This is a genomic window from Streptomyces sp. NPDC093225 (genome assembly GCF_044753805.1).
In the GTDB taxonomy this organism is placed as follows: Bacteria; Actinomycetota; Actinomycetes; order Streptomycetales; family Streptomycetaceae; genus Streptomyces.
The window spans coordinates 222,536-240,354 of the sequence record NZ_JBIVNX010000004.1; the positions used below are offsets into that span (position 1 = coordinate 222,536).

Genomic DNA, 17,819 nt, shown 5'->3' on the forward strand with positions numbered 1-17,819 from the left:
CGAGGGCGGGTTCGGGCCGTGGCTCCCGCTGCCGCAGGCGCGGCCCGGACGCTCCCGCGCGCCCGCCGGTTCCCCCGCACCACCCCGTCGCGTTACGGCAGACGGGTGAAGTTTTCGGGGAATCGGCGGGTGGGCTCGTTCTTCCAGGGCAGCGGAGTGTCCGCGATCCTGGAAGAACGGAACGCAGTATGAAGATGACCGCGCGCGGAAGCATCGCGGCGCTCGTGACGTGTGTGGCGTCGGCGGTGGGCGTGTCGCCCGCGCTGGCCGTCGGCGCCGTCCCGGTGGACGTGCCCCTGGAGGCCCTCGAGGTGCCGCTGGGCATGAAGACCCCCCACCTCGCGACCGGCCTGCCCCTGCTCACCCCCGGCGTCCCGGACGGCCCGCGCCACCACACCGGGGAGCTGCTGCCCAACCCGGTCCTCCCGATGGTCCCGCTCGCCGGCGAGCTGGGCACGACCGACGCCTCCTCCCCGCTGCCGAGCCTGCTGGGCACCGGCAAGGACGGCGTGGCGCAGGTGGCCTCGCCCGCCTCGGACGTGGCGGCCAAGACCCCCGGCGCGGTCCTCGGTGCCCCCGTGGCGGAGCCGGGCGCCCAGCACTTCGGCCTGCCCGAGCTCGCGCTGCCCAAGTTCGGGATCCTCGCGCCGACCCTGCAGGGCGACCCCGGCGCGGCCCTGGGCGTGCGCTGAGGCCGGACCCCCTAGGGCCCGGGAGGTCCCGGCGGCCCCATCCGCCTTGGGCCGACACGCGGCCAAAAGGCCGCCCGGTCTGCGACCGTGTAGGCATGGGATTCCATGTCGACTCCGAGACCGGGCGGCTGCGCCGCGTCATCCTCCACCGGCCGGACCTGGAACTGAAGCGGCTCACCCCGACCAACAAGGACGCGCTCCTCTTCGACGACGTGCTCTGGGTGCGGCGGGCCCGCCAGGAGCACGACGGGTTCGCCGACGTGCTGCGCGACCGTGGCGTGGAGGTGCACCTCTTCGGCGACCTGCTGTGCGAGGTGCTGTCCGTACCGGAGGCCCGGCACCTGGTGCTGGACCGGGTCTTCGACGAGAAGGAGTTCGGCCCGCTGGCCACCGACCACCTGCGGGCCGCCTTCGACGAACTTCCCGACGCGGAGCTGGCCGAGGCGCTGGTCGGCGGGATGACCAAGCGCGAGTACCTGGAGCGGCACGGCGAGCCGGTGTCGGTCCGCTTCCACGCCCTCGACCTCGACGGCTTCCTGCTCGGGCCGCTGCCCAACCACCTCTTCACCCGCGACACCTCCGCGTGGATCTACGACGGGGTGTCCATCAACGCGATGCGCTGGCCCGCGCGGCAGCGCGAGACCGTGCACTTCGAGGCGATCTACAAGCACCATCCCCTCTTCACGGCCTCCGGCGCCTTCCACTACTGGTCCCAGGGGCAGGCCGACTACCCCTCCACCATCGAGGGCGGTGACGTCCTCGTCATCGGCAACGGCGCGGTGCTGATCGGCATGAGCGAGCGCACCACCCCGCAGGCCGTGGAGATGCTGGCGCGCGGCCTGTTCGCCGCCGGGTCGGCCCGCACGATCGTGGCGCTCGACATGCCCAAGTCCCGGGCGTTCATGCACCTGGACACGGTGATGACGATGGTGGACGGAGATACGTTCACTCAGTACGCGGGCCTGGGGATGCTCCGCTCGTACACCATCGAGCCGGGTGCCGCCGAGAGCGAACTGAAGGTGACCGACCACCCGCCGGAGCACATGCACCGGGCCATCGCGGCGGCGCTCGGGCTGGACGGGATCCGGGTGCTGACGGCGCGCCAGGACGTGCACTCGGCGGAGCGCGAGCAGTGGGACGACGGGTGCAACGTGCTGGCCGTCGAGCCGGGCGTGGTGGTGGCCTACGAGCGGAACGTCACCACCAACACCCACCTGCGCAAGGAGGGCATCGAGGTGATCGAGATCCCCGGGAGCGAGCTGGGCCGGGGCCGGGGCGGCCCGCGCTGCATGAGTTGCCCGGTCGAGCGGGACCCGGTCGCCTAGCCGGGCGGGCGCGGAGGGGGACAGGGGGCGGCCGCTGCCCGGCGTGCTCCCGGGGGTGCGACGGGCCGGTCGCGGTGATGTGGCCCGCATCACGACGCCTGGCCGTATAGAGATACGGATGTTCGTATAGAATTCCAGCCTTCCCTGTCCCCTTCCGCATCCCCGAACCCGTAGGAGTCCCCCATGGCGACCGACCTCGTTGGCCGGAGCTTCCTGAAGGAGCTCGACTTCACCGCCGCGGAGTTCCGAGGCCTGGTCGAGCTGGCCGCCGAGCTCAAGGCCGCCAAGCGCGCGGGCGTCGAGGTCCAGCGGCTGCGGGGCAGGAACATCGCGCTGATCTTCGAGAAGACCTCCACCCGCACCCGCTGCGCGTTCGAGGTCGCCGCCGCCGACCAGGGCGCCCGCACCACCTACCTCGACCCCGCCAGCTCCCAGATGGGCCACAAGGAGTCCGTGCGCGACACGGCGCGCGTGCTGGGCCGGATGTTCGACGGCATCGAGTACCGCGGCGACAGCCAGGACGACGTCGAGCAACTGGCCGCGTACGCCGGCGTGCCGGTCTTCAACGGCCTGACCGACGACTGGCACCCCACGCAGATGCTGGCCGACGTGCTCACGATGACCGAGCACACCGACAAGCCGCTGGAGACGGTCGCCTTCGCCTACCTCGGCGACGCCCGCTTCAACATGGGCAACTCCTACCTCGTCACCGGCGCACTGCTGGGCATGGACGTCCGGATCGTCGCCCCGCGCGCGTACTGGCCCGCCGAGCAGGTCGTCGCGCTGGCGGAGGCGGCCGCCGCGGCCAGCGGCGCCCGGATCACGCTCACCGAGGACGTGGCCGAGGGCGTCGCGGGCGCGGACTTCGTGGCCACGGACGTGTGGGTGTCCATGGGTGAGCCCAAGGACGTGTGGGGCGAGCGGATCAAGGCGCTCGCGCCGTACGCCGTGACCATGGACGTCCTGCGGGCCACCGGCAACCCGGACGTGAAGTTCCTGCACTGCCTGCCGGCCTTCCACGACCTGGGCACCGAGGTCGGCCGCGACGTCCACGAGCGGTACGGGCTGGAGTCGCTCGAGGTCACGGACGAGGTGTTCGAGTCGGCCCACTCGGTGGTCTTCGACGAGGCGGAGAACCGGCTGCACACCATCAAGGCCGTACTGGTCGCCACCATGGCGGGGGACCGCGCCGCATAGTCATGCGGACGGGGGCGGTGGAGCGGGACGCGGCAGCTCGTCCCTTCGGGGCTCGGGGGTCGGGGCGGGCTCGCTTCGAGGGGTGGGCCGTGTGGTGTGTGGGTCCCCTCGCCGCTTGACTGCCCATGGCCTGCAGGCCCTGCGGCAGGCCCACCCCTGGGGCTTCGGGGCCTTCGGCCCTGGCCTTCGGCCACCCCAGGCCCGGGCCTGCCTCCGGACCAGCCTGCCACGGGCAGTCAAGCGGCTCCCCCACACACCACACGGCCCACCCGGCTCCGCCAAGGAGTCGGCGGCCGGGATGGACCGGGCCCGAGGCGTCCGCGAAGGGGCTATCGCGCTTAGCTGACGTACGTCACGAGATGGTGATACGTTCGTTGCCGTGAGCCCCTTCACCGGTTCCGCAGCCCGTACCGACCGCTGGCGTCACCTGCGGGTGACCCGGCAGGACGGTGTCGCCACGGTCACCCTCGACCGCCCCGAGAAGCTGAACGCGCTCACCTTCGGCGCCTACGCCGACCTGCGCGACCTCCTCGCCGAACTGTCCCGGGAGCGCGCGGTCCGCGCCCTCGTGCTGGGCGGCGAGGGGCGCGGCTTCTGCTCCGGCGGCGACGTCGACGAGATCATCGGCGCCACCCTCGCCATGGACACCGACCAGCTCCTCGACTTCAACCGGATGACCGGCCAGGTCGTGCGGGCGATCCGGGAATGCCCCTTCCCGGTGATCGCCGCCGTGCACGGGGTGGCCGCGGGAGCCGGCGCGGTGCTGGCCCTCGCCGCCGACTTCCGCATCGCCGACCCCACCGCCCGCTTCGCGTTCCTCTTCACCCGGGTCGGCCTCTCCGGCGGGGACATGGGGGCGGCGTACCTGCTGCCCCGGGTCGTCGGCCTCGGCCACGCCACCCGCCTGCTCATGCTGGGCGAACCGGTCCGGGCCCCCGAGGCCGAACGGATCGGTCTGCTGAGCGAACTCACCGACGAGGGCAAGGCCGACGTCCGGGCCGCCGAGCTGGCCGCCCACCTCGCGGCCGGCCCCGCACTCGCGTACGCCCAGACCAAGGCGCTGCTGACGGCCGAACTCGACATGCCGCTGGCCGCCTCCGTCGAACTGGACGCCAACACCCAGGCACTGCTGATGAACGGCCAGGACTACGCGGAGTTCCACGCGGCCTTCACCGGCAAACGGCCGCCCGCGTGGCGGGGGAAGTGAGGCCCGGATGCGCATCGCGGTCATCGGCGGCGGACCGGGCGGCCTCTACGCGGCCGCCCTGCTCAAGCGGCTGGGGCCGGACCGCCGCATCGAGGTCTGGGAGCGCAACACCCCGGACGACACCTTCGGCTTCGGCGTGGTGCTCTCCGACGAGACCCTCGGCGGCATCGAGCACGCCGACCCGGAGGTCTACCGGGCGCTGGAACGGGAGTTCGTCCGCTGGGACGACATCGACGTCGTCCACCGCGGCCGGATCCTGACCTCCGGGGGCCACGGCTTCGCCGCCCTCGGCCGGCGCGCCCTGCTGCGCATCCTCCACGAACGCTGCGCCGGCCTCGGCGTGGTCCTGCACACCGAGCGCGAAGCACCGCCGGCCGCCGAGCTGGCCGCGGCGTACGACCTCGTCATCGCCGCCGACGGCGTCCACAGCCGTACCCGCGAGGCACACGCCGACTCCTTCGGCCCCCGGATCACCGGCCACCGCTGCCGCTACATCTGGCTGGCCGCCGACTTCGCCTTCGACGCCTTCCGCTTCGAGGTCGCCGAGACCGAGCACGGCGTGATGCAACTGCACGCCTACCCGTACGCGTCCGACTCCTCCACCGTGATCGTGGAGATGCGCGAGGAGGTGTGGCGGGCCGCCGGCTTCGACCTGTGCGACGAGGCCGAGTCCGCCGCCCGCTGCGCCAAGCTCTTCAGCGAGGCCCTGCGCGGCCGCCCGCTGCGCGGCAACAAGTCCGCCTGGACCGCCTTCCGCACCGTCGTCAACGCGCACTGGTCGCACGGCAACACCGTGCTGCTCGGCGACGCCGCGCACACCGCGCACTTCTCGATCGGCTCCGGCACCAAGCTCGCCGTCGAGGACGCCCTCGCCCTGGCCGCCTGCGTCGAGGAGCACCCCGGGGACCTGCCGGCCGCCCTGGCCGCGTACGAGGCGGAACGCAAGCCCGTCGTCGAGTCCACCCAGCGGGCCGCGGCCGCCAGCCTGCGCTGGTTCGAGGAGCTCGCCGGGTACGTGGACCAGCCGCCGCGGCAGTTCGCCTTCAACCTCCTCACCCGCAGCCGCCGCGTCACCCACGGCAACCTGCGGCTCCGCGACGCCCGCTTCACCGGCACCGTCGAACAGGACTTCGGCTGCCCGCCCGACACCCCGCCGATGTTCACCCCCCTCCGGCTGCGCGGACTGACCCTGCGCAACCGGGTCGTGGTCTCCCCGATGGACACGTACTCCGCCACCGACGGCGTCCCCGGCGACTTCCACCTCGTCCACCTGGGCTCCCGCGCCCTCGGCGGCGCCGGACTGGTCATGACCGAGATGGTCTGCGTCAGCCCCGAGGGCCGCATCACCCCCGGCTGTGCCGGCCTGTACACGGCGGACCAGGCCGCGGCATGGACGCGGATCACCGACTTCGTGCACGCCCAGGCGCCCGGCGCCGCCCTCGGCGTCCAACTCGGCCACTCCGGCCGCAAGGGCTCCACCCGCCGCATGTGGGAGGGCATGGACCAGCCCCTGGAATCCGGCAACTGGCCCCTCGCCGCCGCCTCGCCGCTCCCGTACCTCCCCGGCGTCAGCCAGGTCCCGCACGCCCTCACCCCGGCCGAACTGGACCTGATCCGCGACCAGTTCGCCGAAGCCGCCACCCGGGCCGCAGCCTGCGGCTTCGACCTCCTCGAACTCCACTGCGCCCACGGCTACCTGCTCTCCGGCTTCCTCTCGCCGCTCACCAACCACCGCACCGACCACTACGGCGGGAGCCTGGCCGACCGCCTGCGCTTCCCGCTGGAGGTCTTCGACGCCGTCCGCGAGGCCTGGCCGGCCGACCGCCCCATGACGGTCCGCATCTCCGCCACCGACTGGGCCGCCGGCGGCACCACCGCCGAGGACGCCGTCGCGATCGCCCGCGCCTTCGCCGAGCACGGCGTCGACGCCGTCGACGTCTCCACCGGCCAGGTCGTCTCCGACGAGCGCCCCGAGTACGGCCGCTCGTACCAGACCCCGTACGCCGACCGGATCCGCAACGAGCTGGGCGTCCCCGTCATCGCCGTCGGCGCCATCTCCTCCTGGGACGACGTCAACTCCCTGCTGCTGGCGGGCCGGGCCGACCTGTGCGCGCTGGCCCGCCCGCACCTGTACGACCCCCACTGGACCCTGCACGCCGCCGCGGACCAGGGCTATACCGGCCCCGCGGCCCCCTGGCCCGCCCCCTACCGCGCCGGCAGCCGCACCCCACCGACCGGCCGCACCGACGCCCCGAAACCCCGCCTCACCCTGCCGGCCGGGTAGGCGCCGCGTAGTCGTCCCACGCCTCCGGGTCGTTCAGTGAACCGGTGATCGCTTCGAGTAGCGCCGCCGCCTCGTCCCCACGGCCCGCTCTGCGCAGGATCCTCAGGGCCTCCACGCCGTAGCGCTGCTTCGCGTCCTTGGACTTCGTCTCCTTGCGCAGCTGCTCGAGGGCGCCGTCGACGTCCCCGGCGTGCTCCAGGATCCGGGCCCGCTCCAGCACGCAGAACGTGTTGCCCGCCTCCGCCTCGGGACGCAGGAGCTCAGCGGCTTCGGACAGCCTCCCGAGGAGCGCCAGCGCCTGGGCGTGGCACCGCTGCACCTGCCAGTGGTCGGCGTCCCTCCCCACAGGTTCCGGAACGTTCGCCCCGACCGACGCCGCCTCTGCGTACCGGCCTTCCTGGATCAGGACCTCCATCAGGCAGTAGGCGTACGTGCTGGAGCGTGGGGCGGCGGCATTCGCGCGCCGGAAGTGCCGCAGTGCGGCGTCGCGCTGGTTCAGGTCCGTGAGGATCAACGCCAGGGACCAGTGGTAGAAGGCGTTCTCCGGGTCGAGCTGCGTGGCCCGCCGGGCGAACGCGGCAGCAGCGGCCAAGTCCTCGTACTCCGCGCACAGATCGGAGAAGAAGTGCGCGACGTGGGCGTGGTTCGCTTCGCACGACTTCACCCGCTCGTACACCTCCTCCACCTCGGCCCACTTGTTCAGCGCGGTGAGCAGACGCACCCTGAACACGTCGAGGTCGGTGACCCGGTGCGGCGCGGAGGCGCGCGACTCACGGACGCACAGGTCGAGGGCCTCCTGGGTGCGGCCCGATGCGTGGAGGTGCCGCGCGACCTCGTAGGCGGCCATCTCCCGCACGTAGATGAGGTCCCAGTCGTTCGCCGGCAGGTAGTGCCGTGGCGAGGGCGGGGCCGCGGCGTGAGGAGGGGCGTCTTCCTTGACCGTCCGTTCCTCCGCGAGTTCGTACGCACGCCCCGCCTTCCACACGCGCCGGGCGTCGTCGAGGTCGCCGCCGAGGGCTTCGACCACCACCTCGACCGGGCCCCAGCGGCCGGCGCGCCTGCCGGCGAGGAGCTGGTGCACGGCCGTGTGGCTGATCGCCCCACCCGTGCGCCGGGCGATGTCGCGGGTGCTCGGGTCGCCCGCTTCGAGGCGCATCGTGCGGAGCAACTGGGCGAGCTGCGCAACGGGGTTGTCCGTCTCTGCCATGTAAAGGATCGTAAACCGGCAGGTAGGAGCCCGTTGGCGAGCGTACGGATTCGTCTGCGGACGGAAGCAGTCGTCCGCGGCCGTCACCGCTCCCGTTTACACGCCCAGGCTCGAATGCATGGATGACAAACGAGTCGACTGGAAGGCGGCCGCGCGGCGGGCCGCCCGTGTGATGGACCTGCTGGCTTCCGCGGGAGCCGTGGTGGAACTGGTGCGCTTCGTCCTGACCTTCAGATCGTGACCACGACCCGATCCGTCACGGGCACGTAGCCGATCCGCCGGTAGATGCCGTTGCTCGTCGGATTGGCGAGGTCGGTGAACAGCAGTACCTCGGGCGTCCCGGCGAGCCGGGAGGCCTCGGCGGTGGCCCCGGCGGCGTAGCCGCGGCCGCGGTGCTCCGGCGGGGTGTACACGGGGCCGACCCTGCTGGCCCCGCCCAGCGGTCGGGTCCGGCAGGCCAGGGAGACGGGGGTCCCGTCGTGCTCCCACAGCACCACCCCGCCGTACCCGATCCGGTCGCGGACCCAGCCCTCGTCGGCCGGGGCCAGATCCTCCAGCTCCGCCACGAAGGCGTTCACCCAGTCCAGCACCAGCGGAACGTCCGCCTCACCGGCGATCCGCGGCACACCGGCCGGGGCCGGGTCCGGCGGCACGAGCCCGGCGAGGCGGTAGAGCCGCTGCTCCTCGGTCACCCGCGACGGGCGGCCCCGGGCGCCGGCGAGCGCCTCGGCATCGGAGCGTTCGGCGTTGAACCCGGTGACGCCCGCCAGCCGGGGCTCGGCCGCCAGGGCCGCGGCCAGCGGCCGCACGGACGCGGCCGGCAGCGCGGTGAGGAGCATCGGGCGCGGGCGGGTGCACAGCGCGGCCGCGGTGACGGCTCCGTCGGCCGCCGTCCACCAGCCGTAGAGCGGCGCCTCCGCCCCGAAGGCGTTCGGCCCGCGCCGCCGGAGCGCGTCCACACAACTCAGCATCAGCGTGTTCTCGACGGGCCGGGCCTCCACCGTGGCGCCGGCGGCAGCCGTGAAGGCCGCCAGGTCCTCACCGAAAGTCCATGTCATGCCCGAGTATGGCCGGTCCGCCGGCTGTCGGCGCACGGCATTTTCCGGGCTGCCACGACGGGACGGACCCTACAGCCGCGCGTACGCGGCGCCCGCGGTGTGGAGGCGGGCGTGCAGTTCGGCGAAGACGGCGGCCGAGCGGTCGCCCGGCCAGTCGGAGGGCAGCAGGGCGGTCGGCAGGCCCGGGTCGGCGTACGGCAGCCGGCGCCAGGAGTCCAGCGCCAGCAGGTAGTCGTGGTAGGCCTCCTGCGGGGCCGGCTCGCGCCCCGACTGCCAGCCGCGCAGCACCGGCTCGTGGCGGTCCAGGAACTCCTCGTGCTGCTTGGCGATGGCCGTCAGGTCCCACCACCGGCCCACCGCCTCGACGGTGGGCGCGAACCCGAGGTGCTCGCCGCGGAAGAGCTCCACGTACGGCCGCAGCTGCAGCCGCTCCAGCGTGTGCCGGGCCTCGTCGTACAGCCGGGCCGGGGCGATCCACACGCCCGGCGCCGCCGTCCCGAAGCCGAGCCGGGCCAGCCGCGAGCGCAGCAGGTGCCGCTTGTGCCGCTCCTGCTCCGGTACGGAGAACACGGCGAGCACCCAGCCCGCCTCGCCCACCTCGCCCGGGGCCGGGCCGGCCTCTTCGCCGGGCACGCCCGCCGCGTCCACGCCCCCCGCCACCGCGTCGCGGTAGCCGTAGATGCGCCGGTCGCCGTCCTCGAGGAGCTCGCGGGCCTCCGTCGACAGGCCGTACGCCGCCGCGCCCTCCGCCGTCCGGTCGGCGACCAGGAACCCGCGGCGTTTGAGGCGGGACACGGACGACCGTACGGACGGCGCGTCGACCCCGACGGCGCCCAGCAGGCGGATCAGCGAGGCCACCGGGACAGGGCCCGGTGCCGACCGCCCGTAGGCGCCGTAGAAGGTGACGATCAGGGATCGCGGGGTGTGCTGCTCGGCCACGGGTTCACTCTAGATCGCGCAGCCGGAACCGCTGCAGTTTGCCCGTCGCCGTACGCGGCAGCGCAGGGGAGAGGACGAACACCCGCGGGCACTTGTGCGGGGCCAGCTCCGCCTTCATGAAGGCCTTCAGGTCCTCCTCCGTGACCGGCGACCCGTCCCGCAGCACCGTGTACGCCACCACGACCTGGCCGCGGCGGTCGTCCGGTCGGCCCACCACCGCGGCCTCGAGCACGTCCGGGTGCCTCAGCAGGGCGTCCTCCACCTCCGGCCCGGCGATGTTGTACCCGGCGGAGATGATCATGTCGTCGGCGCGGGCCACGTAGCGGAAGTACCCGTCCGGCTCGCGCACGTACGTGTCCCCGGTGACGTTCCAGCCGTCCCGGACGTACTCCCGCTGCCGTGGATCGGCCAGGTACCGGCAGCCCACCGGCCCGCGCACCGCCAGCAGTCCGGGCGCCCCGTCCGGCACCGGCCGCCCCGCCGGGTCCACCACCCGCGCCTGCCAGCCGGGCACCGGGCGGCCGGTGGTCCCCGGTCGGATGTCGTCGTCCGCGGCCGAGATGAAGATGTGCAGCAGCTCGGTCGCCCCGATGCCGTTGATGATCCGCAGCCCGGTGGCCGCCCGCCAGGCCTCCCAGGTGGCCGCCGGCAGGTTCTCGCCCGCGGACACGCAGCGGCGCAGCGCGCCCAGGTCGTACGCCGGCCCCGCGGCCGTCACCCCGGCTGTCCCCCCGGCCGCGACCGGGGCCGCCAGCTCGTCCAGCATCGCCCGGTACGCGGTCGGGGCCGTGAACAGCACCGACACCCGGTGCGCGGCCAGCGCCGGCAGCAGCTGCCGGGGCCCGGCCTGCTCCAGCAGCAGCGCGGAGGCGCCCACCCGCAGCGGGAAGACCACCAGCCCGCCCAGCCCGAAGGTGAAGCCCAGCGGGGGACTGCCCGCGAACACGTCGTCCGGCTCCGCCCGCAGCACGTGCCGCCCGAAGGTGTCCGCGATCGCGAGCACGTCCCGGTGGAAGTGCATGCAGCCCTTGGGCCGCCCCGTGGTGCCGGAGGTGAACGCGATCAGCGCCACGTCGTCGGCCGCGGTGTCCACCGCCGTGAACGGCTCGGGCCCGGCCCCGGCGACCAGGCCGAGCAGGTCGTCGGGCGCCTCCCCGCCGTACGGGGTGATCCGCAGCTCCGGCACCTCGGCCTTCACCAGGTCGTCCAGCGCGTCGACGTGGCACAGGGCGTGCGTCACCCGCGCCATGGCGCACACGGTCGCCAGTTCCGCCGACCGCTGCTGCGCCAGCACGGTGACGGCCACCGCCCCGGCCTTCGTCACGGCCAGCCAGCAGGCCGCCAACCACGGACCGGTCGGCCCGCGCAGCAGCACCCGGTTGCCGGGTACGACGCCCAGGCGGCCGGTGAGGACGTGCGCGATCCGGTCGACCCGGTCGCTCAGCTCCCCGTACGACCACACCGCCCCGTCCGCCGTCCGGAAGGCCGGGCGGTCCGGGCCCAGCCGGGCGACGGTGGCGTCCAGCAGCTCGGCCCCGCAGTTCAGCCGGTCCGGATAGGCGAGCTCGGGCAGCTCGAACAGCAGTCGGGGCCACTGGCCCGGCGGCGGCAGGTGGTCGCGCGCGAAGGTGTCGGCGTGGGCGGATGGCAGGAGATCCAAGGCGGGATCGCCCCCTTGCGGGTGTCCGGAGGGAGGGGTGGTGGTCCGGAAAAAGGGGTGGTGCCGGGTGCCGTGCGGTCGCCCCACGAGCGTATCGTGATGGTGACGACAGTCAACCGAACGCGATAGAACTGACCGACGCGACAGAACTGACCGAACGCGACTGACCGCGACGCCCCCGTCGCGACGGAAATGAGGCCGCCCGTGCCCGGTTTCGCGCTCGACCCCGACCAGCAGCAGTGGTGCGCCCGGCTGCGGACCCTGGCCGCCGACCGGCTGCGCCCGCTCGCCGACAAGGGCGAACCCGGCCGCGTCAACCGCCCCCTGCTCGCCGCCCTCGGTGAACTCGGCCTCCTCGACAGGGTGTTCACCTCCGGCGCGCTCGACCTGTGCCTCCTGCGGGAATCCCTCGCCCACGCGTGCACCGAGGCCGAGACGGCCCTCGCCCTGCAGGGGCTCGGCGGCCACCCCGTGCTGCGCTCCGGCACGCCCTCACAGCGTGACCGCTGGCTGCCCGAGGTACGGGCCGGACGCGCCGTGGCCGCCTTCGCGCTCAGCGAGCCGGCGGCCGGTTCCGACGCCGCCGCCCTGACCCTGCGCGCCGAGCCGGACGGCTCCGGGTGGCGGCTGACCGGCGAGAAGACCTGGATCTCCAACGCCCCCGAGGCGGACTTCTACACCGTCTTCGCCCGGACGGGTGAGGACGGCGGGGCCCGCGGGGTCACCGCCTTCCTCGTCCCCGCCGACCGGTCGGGGCTCACCGGGCGCCCGCTGGACATGCTCTCCCCGCACCCGATCGGCTCCCTCGCCTTCGACGGGGTCCCCGTCACCGCCGAGGACCGGCTCGGCGCGCCCGGCGGCGGCTTCCGCGTCGCCATGGAGACCCTCAACCTCTTCCGGCCCAGCGTCGGCGCCTTCGCCGTGGGCATGGCCCAGGCCGCCCTCGACGCCACCCTCGTCCACACCGCCGGGCGGTCCGCCTTCGGCGGCGTGCTCGCCGACCTCCAGGCCGTCTCCCACCGGGTCGCCGAGATGGCCACCCGCACCGAGGCCGCCCGGCTGCTGGTGTACGCGGCGGCCGGCGCGTACGACAGCGGGGACCCGGACGTGCCGAGGCGGGCGGCCATGGCCAAGCTGATGGCCACCGAGACCGCCCAGTACGTCGTCGACCACGCCGTCCAACTGCACGGCGCCCGCGCCCTCGAACGCGGCCACCTGCTCGAACACCTCTACCGGGAGGTGCGCGCACCCCGTATCTACGAGGGCGCCAGCGAGGTCCAGCGGACCATCATCGCCAAGGAGCTGTACCGATGACCACCGTGCCCGTACGGAAGCGGAAGGCCGGGGACGCCCGATGAGCCTGGAGCGCGTGAACCCCGCCGAACTGTCCCCGCCCACCGGCTTCTCGCACGCCGTGGTCGCCACCGGCTCCCGACTCGTGATGCTCGCCGGCCAGACCGCCCTGGACGGTGCGGGCCGGGTCGTGGGTGACACGCTGCCGGAGCAGTTCGAGACGGCGCTGGCCAACCTGCTCGCCGCCCTGAAGGCGGCCGGCGGTACGCCCGACCGGCTGGCCCGGGTCACCGTGTACGCCGTCGACGTGGCCGACTACCGGGCCTGCGCCCCCGAACTGGGGCGCATCTGGCGCCGGTTGGCGGGGCGCGACTATCCGGCCATGGCGGTGATCGGCACGACCCGGTTGTGGGACGAAGAGGCCCTGGTCGAGCTCGACGGGATCGCCGTGCTCGACCAGGGCTGAGGTCGGGGCCCGTCACGCGGGCCGGGTGGGGTGGTGCGGGGTCAGTAGCGCAGGTCGTCGCGGAGCGTCTGCTCCAGCGAGTCGGCGTACAGGCGCGCACCGGCGATCTTCGGGTGGAACGACTGGGCGGAGTTGCCGATCCGGCCGTTGAGCGAGCCGTCGCTGATCGCCTGGTCGTCACTCTCCACGACGTCCATCACGATGCCGTGCACGGACTCGGGGTTGCCGCAGATCGCCTTGCCCGCGAACTCGTCCTTGGGGTTGGAGAACCAGGCGTTGACGCCGAAGTTCCGGGCGTCGTTGACGGCGTTCCCCATCTCCTTCAGCAGGTCGTCGCCGACTGTGTTGAGCCACATGGCCTCGTTCGGCTGGATGCCGGGGATGCAGTAGGCGCCGTTCTCCAGCAGGGGCGGGTAGCCCATGAGGATGATCCGCGCATTGGGAGCCTTGGCCTGGATGGACTTGAGCACCTTGACGATGGCGGGCCGGACGACGTTCTTCATGCGGTCCGGAAGGTAGTCGCCGAGCATGGCGGTGTCGTTCGGCAACTGGTTGCCCATGGCGTCGACCTCCTTGATGCGCGAGTTGTAGCACTCGATCGCGAAGGCGAGGCACTCGATGAAGACGTCGGTGAACCGGGTGTCGTTGCCGCCGATCGAGATGGTCACCAGGTTCGTGTTCTGGTCGAGGTAGCCCGCGTCGAGCTGGGCGACCTCGCCGTAACCCTGCCTGCCGCCGCCGTCGGCCGCGCCCAGCACCTGGTAGGTGCGCGCACCCGAGCAGGCGATCAGGTGGAAGTCCATCGAGGTGTCGTAGGCATCGGCCATCGTGCCGATCGAGGAGCTCATGCCCGGGAGGGTGGCCTGGCGCGACCACGCCTTCTTCGAGCGGTGGCACGCGTCGCGGGTGGACTTGTCCGCGGGGTCCATGAAGTTGGTCTCGCGGTAGTAGTCCGAGCCGCCGGACACGGACGCGCCCTCACCCGAGGAGAACGAGTCGCCCATCGCGACGATCTGGTGCTTCGGCTTGCCGGGCAGCGGCTGGAAGGCCACCGCGTCCCAGGCGACGTCCTCGTTGCCGTTGCCGCCGTCGGCGTGCGTGCTCAGCGACACCTTGGGGGTGCCGGTGAAGTGGAAGGAACCGAGGTCGACCCAGCGGTTCTCCTGGGTGCGCTGCGGGGTCACGCGGACCGGGCTGGTCGAGTCCGTGCCGTGGACGACGTACCGCGCCTGGCGGGTGTGCGCGCCGTGGTCGGGCATGTGGACCAGGACGCGGGCCCAGCCGCTGCCGGGGATGTTCTGGCCGAGCGTCCAGGTGCCGGTGGTCAGCATGCGGGCGCCGTTGGTGCCGGCCGTGTCACGGGTGTGCGAGAACCAGAAGTGGTTGCCGTATCCGGCACCGATCTGGTGCATGTCGATCTTGCTCGGGTACGTGCCGTTCCACAGGGTGAAGTCGAACGTGAACGTGCCCGCCGAGGCGACCGCGCCGCAGCCGCGCGCGTCGGAGCCCGCCGGCCGGACGCCGTTGGGGACGTCGTCGACGATCAGTGCGTTGGACGGGAGGCCGGTGCCGCCCACCCCCTGCGAGGTGATGTTGGGGCAGCGGGGCGGGTACGAGTTCTCGTCCGGCTGCTCGGGGTAGGTCGTGTCGAAGCGGTGGATCGCCACGCCGCAGTGGCCCTTGTCGCAGTCGTCGACCACCTTCGACTGGTGCCACCAGCAGTACAGGTCGGCGCGGTTGCAGGCGCCCAGACCGGGCTCGTTCTTGTCATTGGGACCGATCTTGGTCCAGTCGCACTGGTTGTCGGCGGTGCAGAACGCGCCCTCGGGGGTCTTGATGCCACCGGTGCGGTAGGCGACGGCGTTCCACCAGGCGCCCTTGTAGCCGGCGGCCATGACACCGGGCTTGAAGAGCGCGGCCGGCGGGCGGGCCGCCCAGCCGAGCACCTTCTCCTGGTACGGCCAGTCCTGCGGGTGCGAGGCGTGGGAGTAGTCGTCGGTGCCGGTGGGCGACTCCAGGAACGGCATCCGGTTGGCCTTCCACAGCGGGTCGGCCGGGTTGTTGGTCCAGCCCAGACCCCACTGGCCGCCGTTGGCCGGGGCCTCCGACTGCGGGTGGAAGCCGGTGTTGTACGACCACAGGGCGAAGTACCAGCTCTCGACGTACTTCGGCTGGCCGTTGTCGAAGACCAGGCCGGCGTCGCGGGTCTGGTTCCACTTCTCCGCCAGCTTGTCCGCGCCGGCCGCGATGTTGGCCACGTAGTCGAGCGCCGCGGCCTCCTGCTGCGTGGTGCTCATCGTGGGCTGGTCGTGGCCCGGCAGGCGCATGCCGTCGGTGATCTGCGTGATGCCGTAGCCGCAGTCCGCCTTGGACCAGTTGATCGCCCACGGGTCACCCTGCGAGCCGTTGGGCGCGTACTCGATGCCGTAGTAGTTGCCAATCAGCGGGTTGCCGGTCGCGCCGGGCACGACGGTGCGGCTCGCCTGCCACATGTTCGACTCCTGGGCGGTGACGCCCAGCATGATCGCGGCGGGGATGTGCCAGTTGTCGGCCTTGTCGACGTACCCGTTCGGGTCGCCGCTCAGGACGCGCAGCGGGAAGAGCGACTGCGGGTTGTAGCCCGCCATGCCGGTGCCCTTCCAGTTGGGGGCCCGGTAGACGAGCGGGTTCAGGGCGTTGATGACGGCCTGGTCCGCGGCCCACTCCACCTGGCGGGGCGTGGGCTGGAAGGCCTGCTTGCGCAGGTCGCCGCGCGGCACGGCGCAGGTACGCTCGGCCTCGACCGGGTTGTTCGGGTCGGCGGCCTGGACGCCGGCCGCACCCTTGGGGGCGGCGGAGCGTACGGGCGTGGCCTTGACCGGGGTCAGCGCGGGCGACGGGGCGCCGCCGTCCGCCACCCTGGCGGGAGCCACCGGCTCGCTGCCCGGGGTGGCCTCGAGCTGGACGGCGCGGCCGGTGCCGAGCACCTTCACGCCGGTGACCACCGTGCGCTCGGTGACCGCCTGGCTCGGGTCGACCGGCGTGTTGCCGGGACCGTGCGCCCAGCGGGAGGTGACGGCCGCCTGGCCGCGGGTGCTCAGCAGCGCGCCCTTGGCGAGGCCGCCGGGGTTGTGCACGTGCGCCGGGAGGCGGCCCGCGGTGCGTGCGGCGCCGGTGACGTACACCTCGCCGGAGGCGGAGCCGGCCACGTCGAGGCCGGTGAACTCGCCGGTGGCGACCACGCGGGCGGTGCCGGTCGCGTCGGCCGCGGCGTTGCCGGCGGCCTTGCCGGTACGGGTGCCGGCGGCGCGGACCGCGGTGGCGTCCACGTGCTTGACCTGGCCGACCGGCTTGACGCCCTTGCGCTGCCGGGCGGGCCGGTCCAGGAACGTGATGCCGCCGGCCGCGTCCTTCGTGATCTCGAACGGGGTCTGCTCGGCGGTGGCGATCCGGCGGCGGACGCCGTCCTTGCCGATCCGGACCAGGTCCCGGCCGGCGGCGGCGACGACCTCGCCGCCGCCGTACGGGATCGCGGACGTGACCTGGCCGGGCAGCTGGCGCGGCGTGGTCGCGCGCCCGGCGGAGGCGTCGACCGTGACGAGACGGGTGGCGTTGCGCCGGGAGGCGTCGTCGGTGAACTGCGACAGCACCGCCTGCTCGCCCTCGCCGCAGCCGGGGGAGAAGAACGACAGCGAGGCGCGGACGGGCAGCTTGGAGACCTTGCCGGTGGCGAGGTCGACCACGGCGGTGAACGCGCCCCGGGTCATCAGCTCGGGCTTGTTGGTGAACGTCCGCGGGGCGTAGGCCACCACGGCCCGTCGACCGGACTCCGTCACGCAGGCGTTGCCGATCCAGGCGTCGGTGTCGAAGCCCGGCTCGGACAGCGTGGCGGCGGTCTTCCAGCGGTAGCCGGCCGTGGCGTCGGCGACCAGGACGTGGAAGCCGGCCGCGTCGCCGGAGGTGGTCCAGGCCCGGTCCGAGGCCTTGCCGACCACGCTCTTGCGCGCGGCGGGCGGGACCGCGGCCGGGTGCTGTTCGGCGCCGGCGCCCGCGGTGGCCGGGCGGGCGTCCGTGCGCGGGACGGGAGCGGCGCCGGCCGTGCCGGCGGGCAGGGCGAGGGACGAGGTCATCGCGGCCGTGGCGAGCAGGACGGCGACCGCCGAATGCCGGCCGGGGCCTCGTCCGGGGCCTCTGGGGCCCGGCCGTGAGAGCGGGCTGACGGATCTTCTCAAGGTGGTCTCTTCCATGCGTCCGCGCCGGAGCCGCCCGGGGCGCACGAGGGTGCGCGGGCGGACGTCGGCAGCGGGGGGTGGGGTGAGGTGAAGTGAGGAGAAACGGCCGCCGCGGGGGTGGCCGGTCGCGGGGCGGGCTCGATGACCGGCCCCGACCGGCAGAAATGTAGGGCGTGTTCGGGCTGGTGGGGGGACTTGCGGGTGTCTCTGGGACGTCTCTGGGGGGTGGGGGGTGTGGGACGGGGGGTGGGGGGACGGGAGGGGGACGGCGGGGACGTAC

13 protein-coding genes are annotated in these 17,819 nt (G+C 73.4%); 8 read left to right on the plus strand and 5 right to left on the minus strand.

What is annotated here, in order from left to right:
* Positions 1-188 precede the first annotated feature (188 nt).
* The 5 genes from ACIQCH_RS06665 to ACIQCH_RS06685 all read left to right on the plus strand — a co-directional run bounded on the left by ACIQCH_RS06665 (position 189) and on the right by ACIQCH_RS06685 (position 6,705).
* Entirely contained in the window at positions 189-692 is a 504-nt protein-coding gene (locus ACIQCH_RS06665) for a hypothetical protein (protein ID WP_402578620.1), read from the plus strand.
* A 95-nt stretch (positions 693-787) separates the two neighbouring features.
* Complete coding sequence (locus ACIQCH_RS06670; RefSeq protein ID WP_402578622.1) at positions 788-2,017, plus strand: arginine deiminase; 1,230 nt, start codon at positions 788-790, stop codon at positions 2,015-2,017.
* A gap of 183 nt (positions 2,018-2,200) precedes the next feature.
* Positions 2,201-3,214 (plus strand): ornithine carbamoyltransferase, encoded by a 1,014-nt coding sequence (argF, locus tag ACIQCH_RS06675; protein ID WP_402578624.1) that lies wholly within the window; start codon positions 2,201-2,203, stop codon positions 3,212-3,214.
* Positions 3,215-3,593: 379 nt separating this feature from the next.
* Positions 3,594-4,421 (plus strand): enoyl-CoA hydratase family protein, encoded by an 828-nt coding sequence (locus ACIQCH_RS06680; protein ID WP_030210913.1) that lies wholly within the window; start codon positions 3,594-3,596, stop codon positions 4,419-4,421.
* A 7-nt stretch (positions 4,422-4,428) separates the two neighbouring features.
* Positions 4,429-6,705, plus strand: a complete 2,277-nt coding sequence (locus ACIQCH_RS06685; protein ID WP_402578627.1) for a bifunctional salicylyl-CoA 5-hydroxylase/oxidoreductase — start codon at positions 4,429-4,431, stop codon at positions 6,703-6,705.
* On the opposite strand, the gene ACIQCH_RS06690 is transcribed toward ACIQCH_RS06685, so the two are convergent.
* The gene (locus ACIQCH_RS06690; protein ID WP_402578628.1) at positions 6,686-7,912 is read right to left on the minus strand and encodes a hypothetical protein; all 1,227 of its coding nucleotides are present in this window, start codon (positions 7,910-7,912) and stop codon (positions 6,686-6,688) included. The genes ACIQCH_RS06685 and ACIQCH_RS06690 overlap by 20 nt on opposite strands.
* A gap of 118 nt (positions 7,913-8,030) precedes the next feature.
* On the opposite strand from ACIQCH_RS06690, the gene ACIQCH_RS06695 reads away from it, so the two are divergent.
* Complete coding sequence (locus ACIQCH_RS06695) at positions 8,031-8,153, plus strand: hypothetical protein (protein ID WP_402578630.1); 123 nt, start codon at positions 8,031-8,033, stop codon at positions 8,151-8,153.
* Here ACIQCH_RS06695 and ACIQCH_RS06700 read toward each other — a convergent pair.
* The 3 genes from ACIQCH_RS06700 to ACIQCH_RS06710 all read right to left on the minus strand — a co-directional run bounded on the left by ACIQCH_RS06700 (position 8,143) and on the right by ACIQCH_RS06710 (position 11,569).
* Complete coding sequence (locus tag ACIQCH_RS06700; RefSeq protein WP_402578632.1) at positions 8,143-8,970, minus strand: GNAT family N-acetyltransferase; 828 nt, start codon at positions 8,968-8,970, stop codon at positions 8,143-8,145. The two genes, ACIQCH_RS06695 and ACIQCH_RS06700, sit on opposite strands and share 11 nt — an antisense overlap.
* Before the next feature lie 69 nt (positions 8,971-9,039).
* Positions 9,040-9,909 carry a PaaX family transcriptional regulator C-terminal domain-containing protein gene (locus tag ACIQCH_RS06705; RefSeq protein WP_402578634.1) on the minus strand — a complete coding sequence of 290 codons (870 nt, stop codon included), beginning with the start codon at positions 9,907-9,909 and terminating at the stop codon, positions 9,040-9,042.
* A gap of 4 nt (positions 9,910-9,913) precedes the next feature.
* Positions 9,914-11,569 (minus strand): AMP-binding protein, encoded by a 1,656-nt coding sequence (locus ACIQCH_RS06710; RefSeq protein WP_402578636.1) that lies wholly within the window; start codon positions 11,567-11,569, stop codon positions 9,914-9,916.
* Positions 11,570-11,773: 204 nt separating this feature from the next.
* Here ACIQCH_RS06710 and ACIQCH_RS06715 point away from each other — a divergent pair, with 204 nt between their 5' ends.
* Entirely contained in the window at positions 11,774-12,883 is a 1,110-nt protein-coding gene (locus ACIQCH_RS06715) for an acyl-CoA dehydrogenase family protein (protein WP_402578638.1), read from the plus strand.
* A 40-nt stretch (positions 12,884-12,923) separates the two neighbouring features.
* The gene (locus tag ACIQCH_RS06720; protein WP_030202355.1) at positions 12,924-13,328 is read left to right on the plus strand and encodes a RidA family protein; all 405 of its coding nucleotides are present in this window, start codon (positions 12,924-12,926) and stop codon (positions 13,326-13,328) included.
* A 41-nt stretch (positions 13,329-13,369) separates the two neighbouring features.
* Here ACIQCH_RS06720 and ACIQCH_RS06725 read toward each other — a convergent pair whose 3' ends face one another.
* Positions 13,370-17,437 carry a NocE gene (locus tag ACIQCH_RS06725; protein ID WP_402578641.1) on the minus strand — a complete coding sequence of 1,356 codons (4,068 nt, stop codon included), beginning with the start codon at positions 17,435-17,437 and terminating at the stop codon, positions 13,370-13,372.
* Between the last annotated feature and the right edge of the window lie 382 nt (positions 17,438-17,819).

Coding starts and splice junctions, on each gene's coding strand:
- ACIQCH_RS06670 (WP_402578622.1), top strand. CDS start 788: ATGGGATTCCATGTCGACTCCGAGACCGGGCGGCTGCGCCGCGTCATC.
- ACIQCH_RS06700 (WP_402578632.1), bottom strand. CDS start 8,970: ATGACATGGACTTTCGGTGAGGACCTGGCGGCCTTCACGGCTGCCGCC.
- ACIQCH_RS06690 (WP_402578628.1), bottom strand. CDS start 7,912: ATGGCAGAGACGGACAACCCCGTTGCGCAGCTCGCCCAGTTGCTCCGC.
- argF (WP_402578624.1), top strand. CDS start 2,201: ATGGCGACCGACCTCGTTGGCCGGAGCTTCCTGAAGGAGCTCGACTTC.
- ACIQCH_RS06695 (WP_402578630.1), top strand. CDS start 8,031: ATGGATGACAAACGAGTCGACTGGAAGGCGGCCGCGCGGCGGGCCGCC.
- ACIQCH_RS06720 (WP_030202355.1), top strand. CDS start 12,924: ATGAGCCTGGAGCGCGTGAACCCCGCCGAACTGTCCCCGCCCACCGGC.
- ACIQCH_RS06665 (WP_402578620.1), top strand. CDS start 189: ATGAAGATGACCGCGCGCGGAAGCATCGCGGCGCTCGTGACGTGTGTG.
- ACIQCH_RS06685 (WP_402578627.1), top strand. CDS start 4,429: ATGCGCATCGCGGTCATCGGCGGCGGACCGGGCGGCCTCTACGCGGCC.
- ACIQCH_RS06725 (WP_402578641.1), bottom strand. CDS start 17,437: ATGACCTCGTCCCTCGCCCTGCCCGCCGGCACGGCCGGCGCCGCTCCC.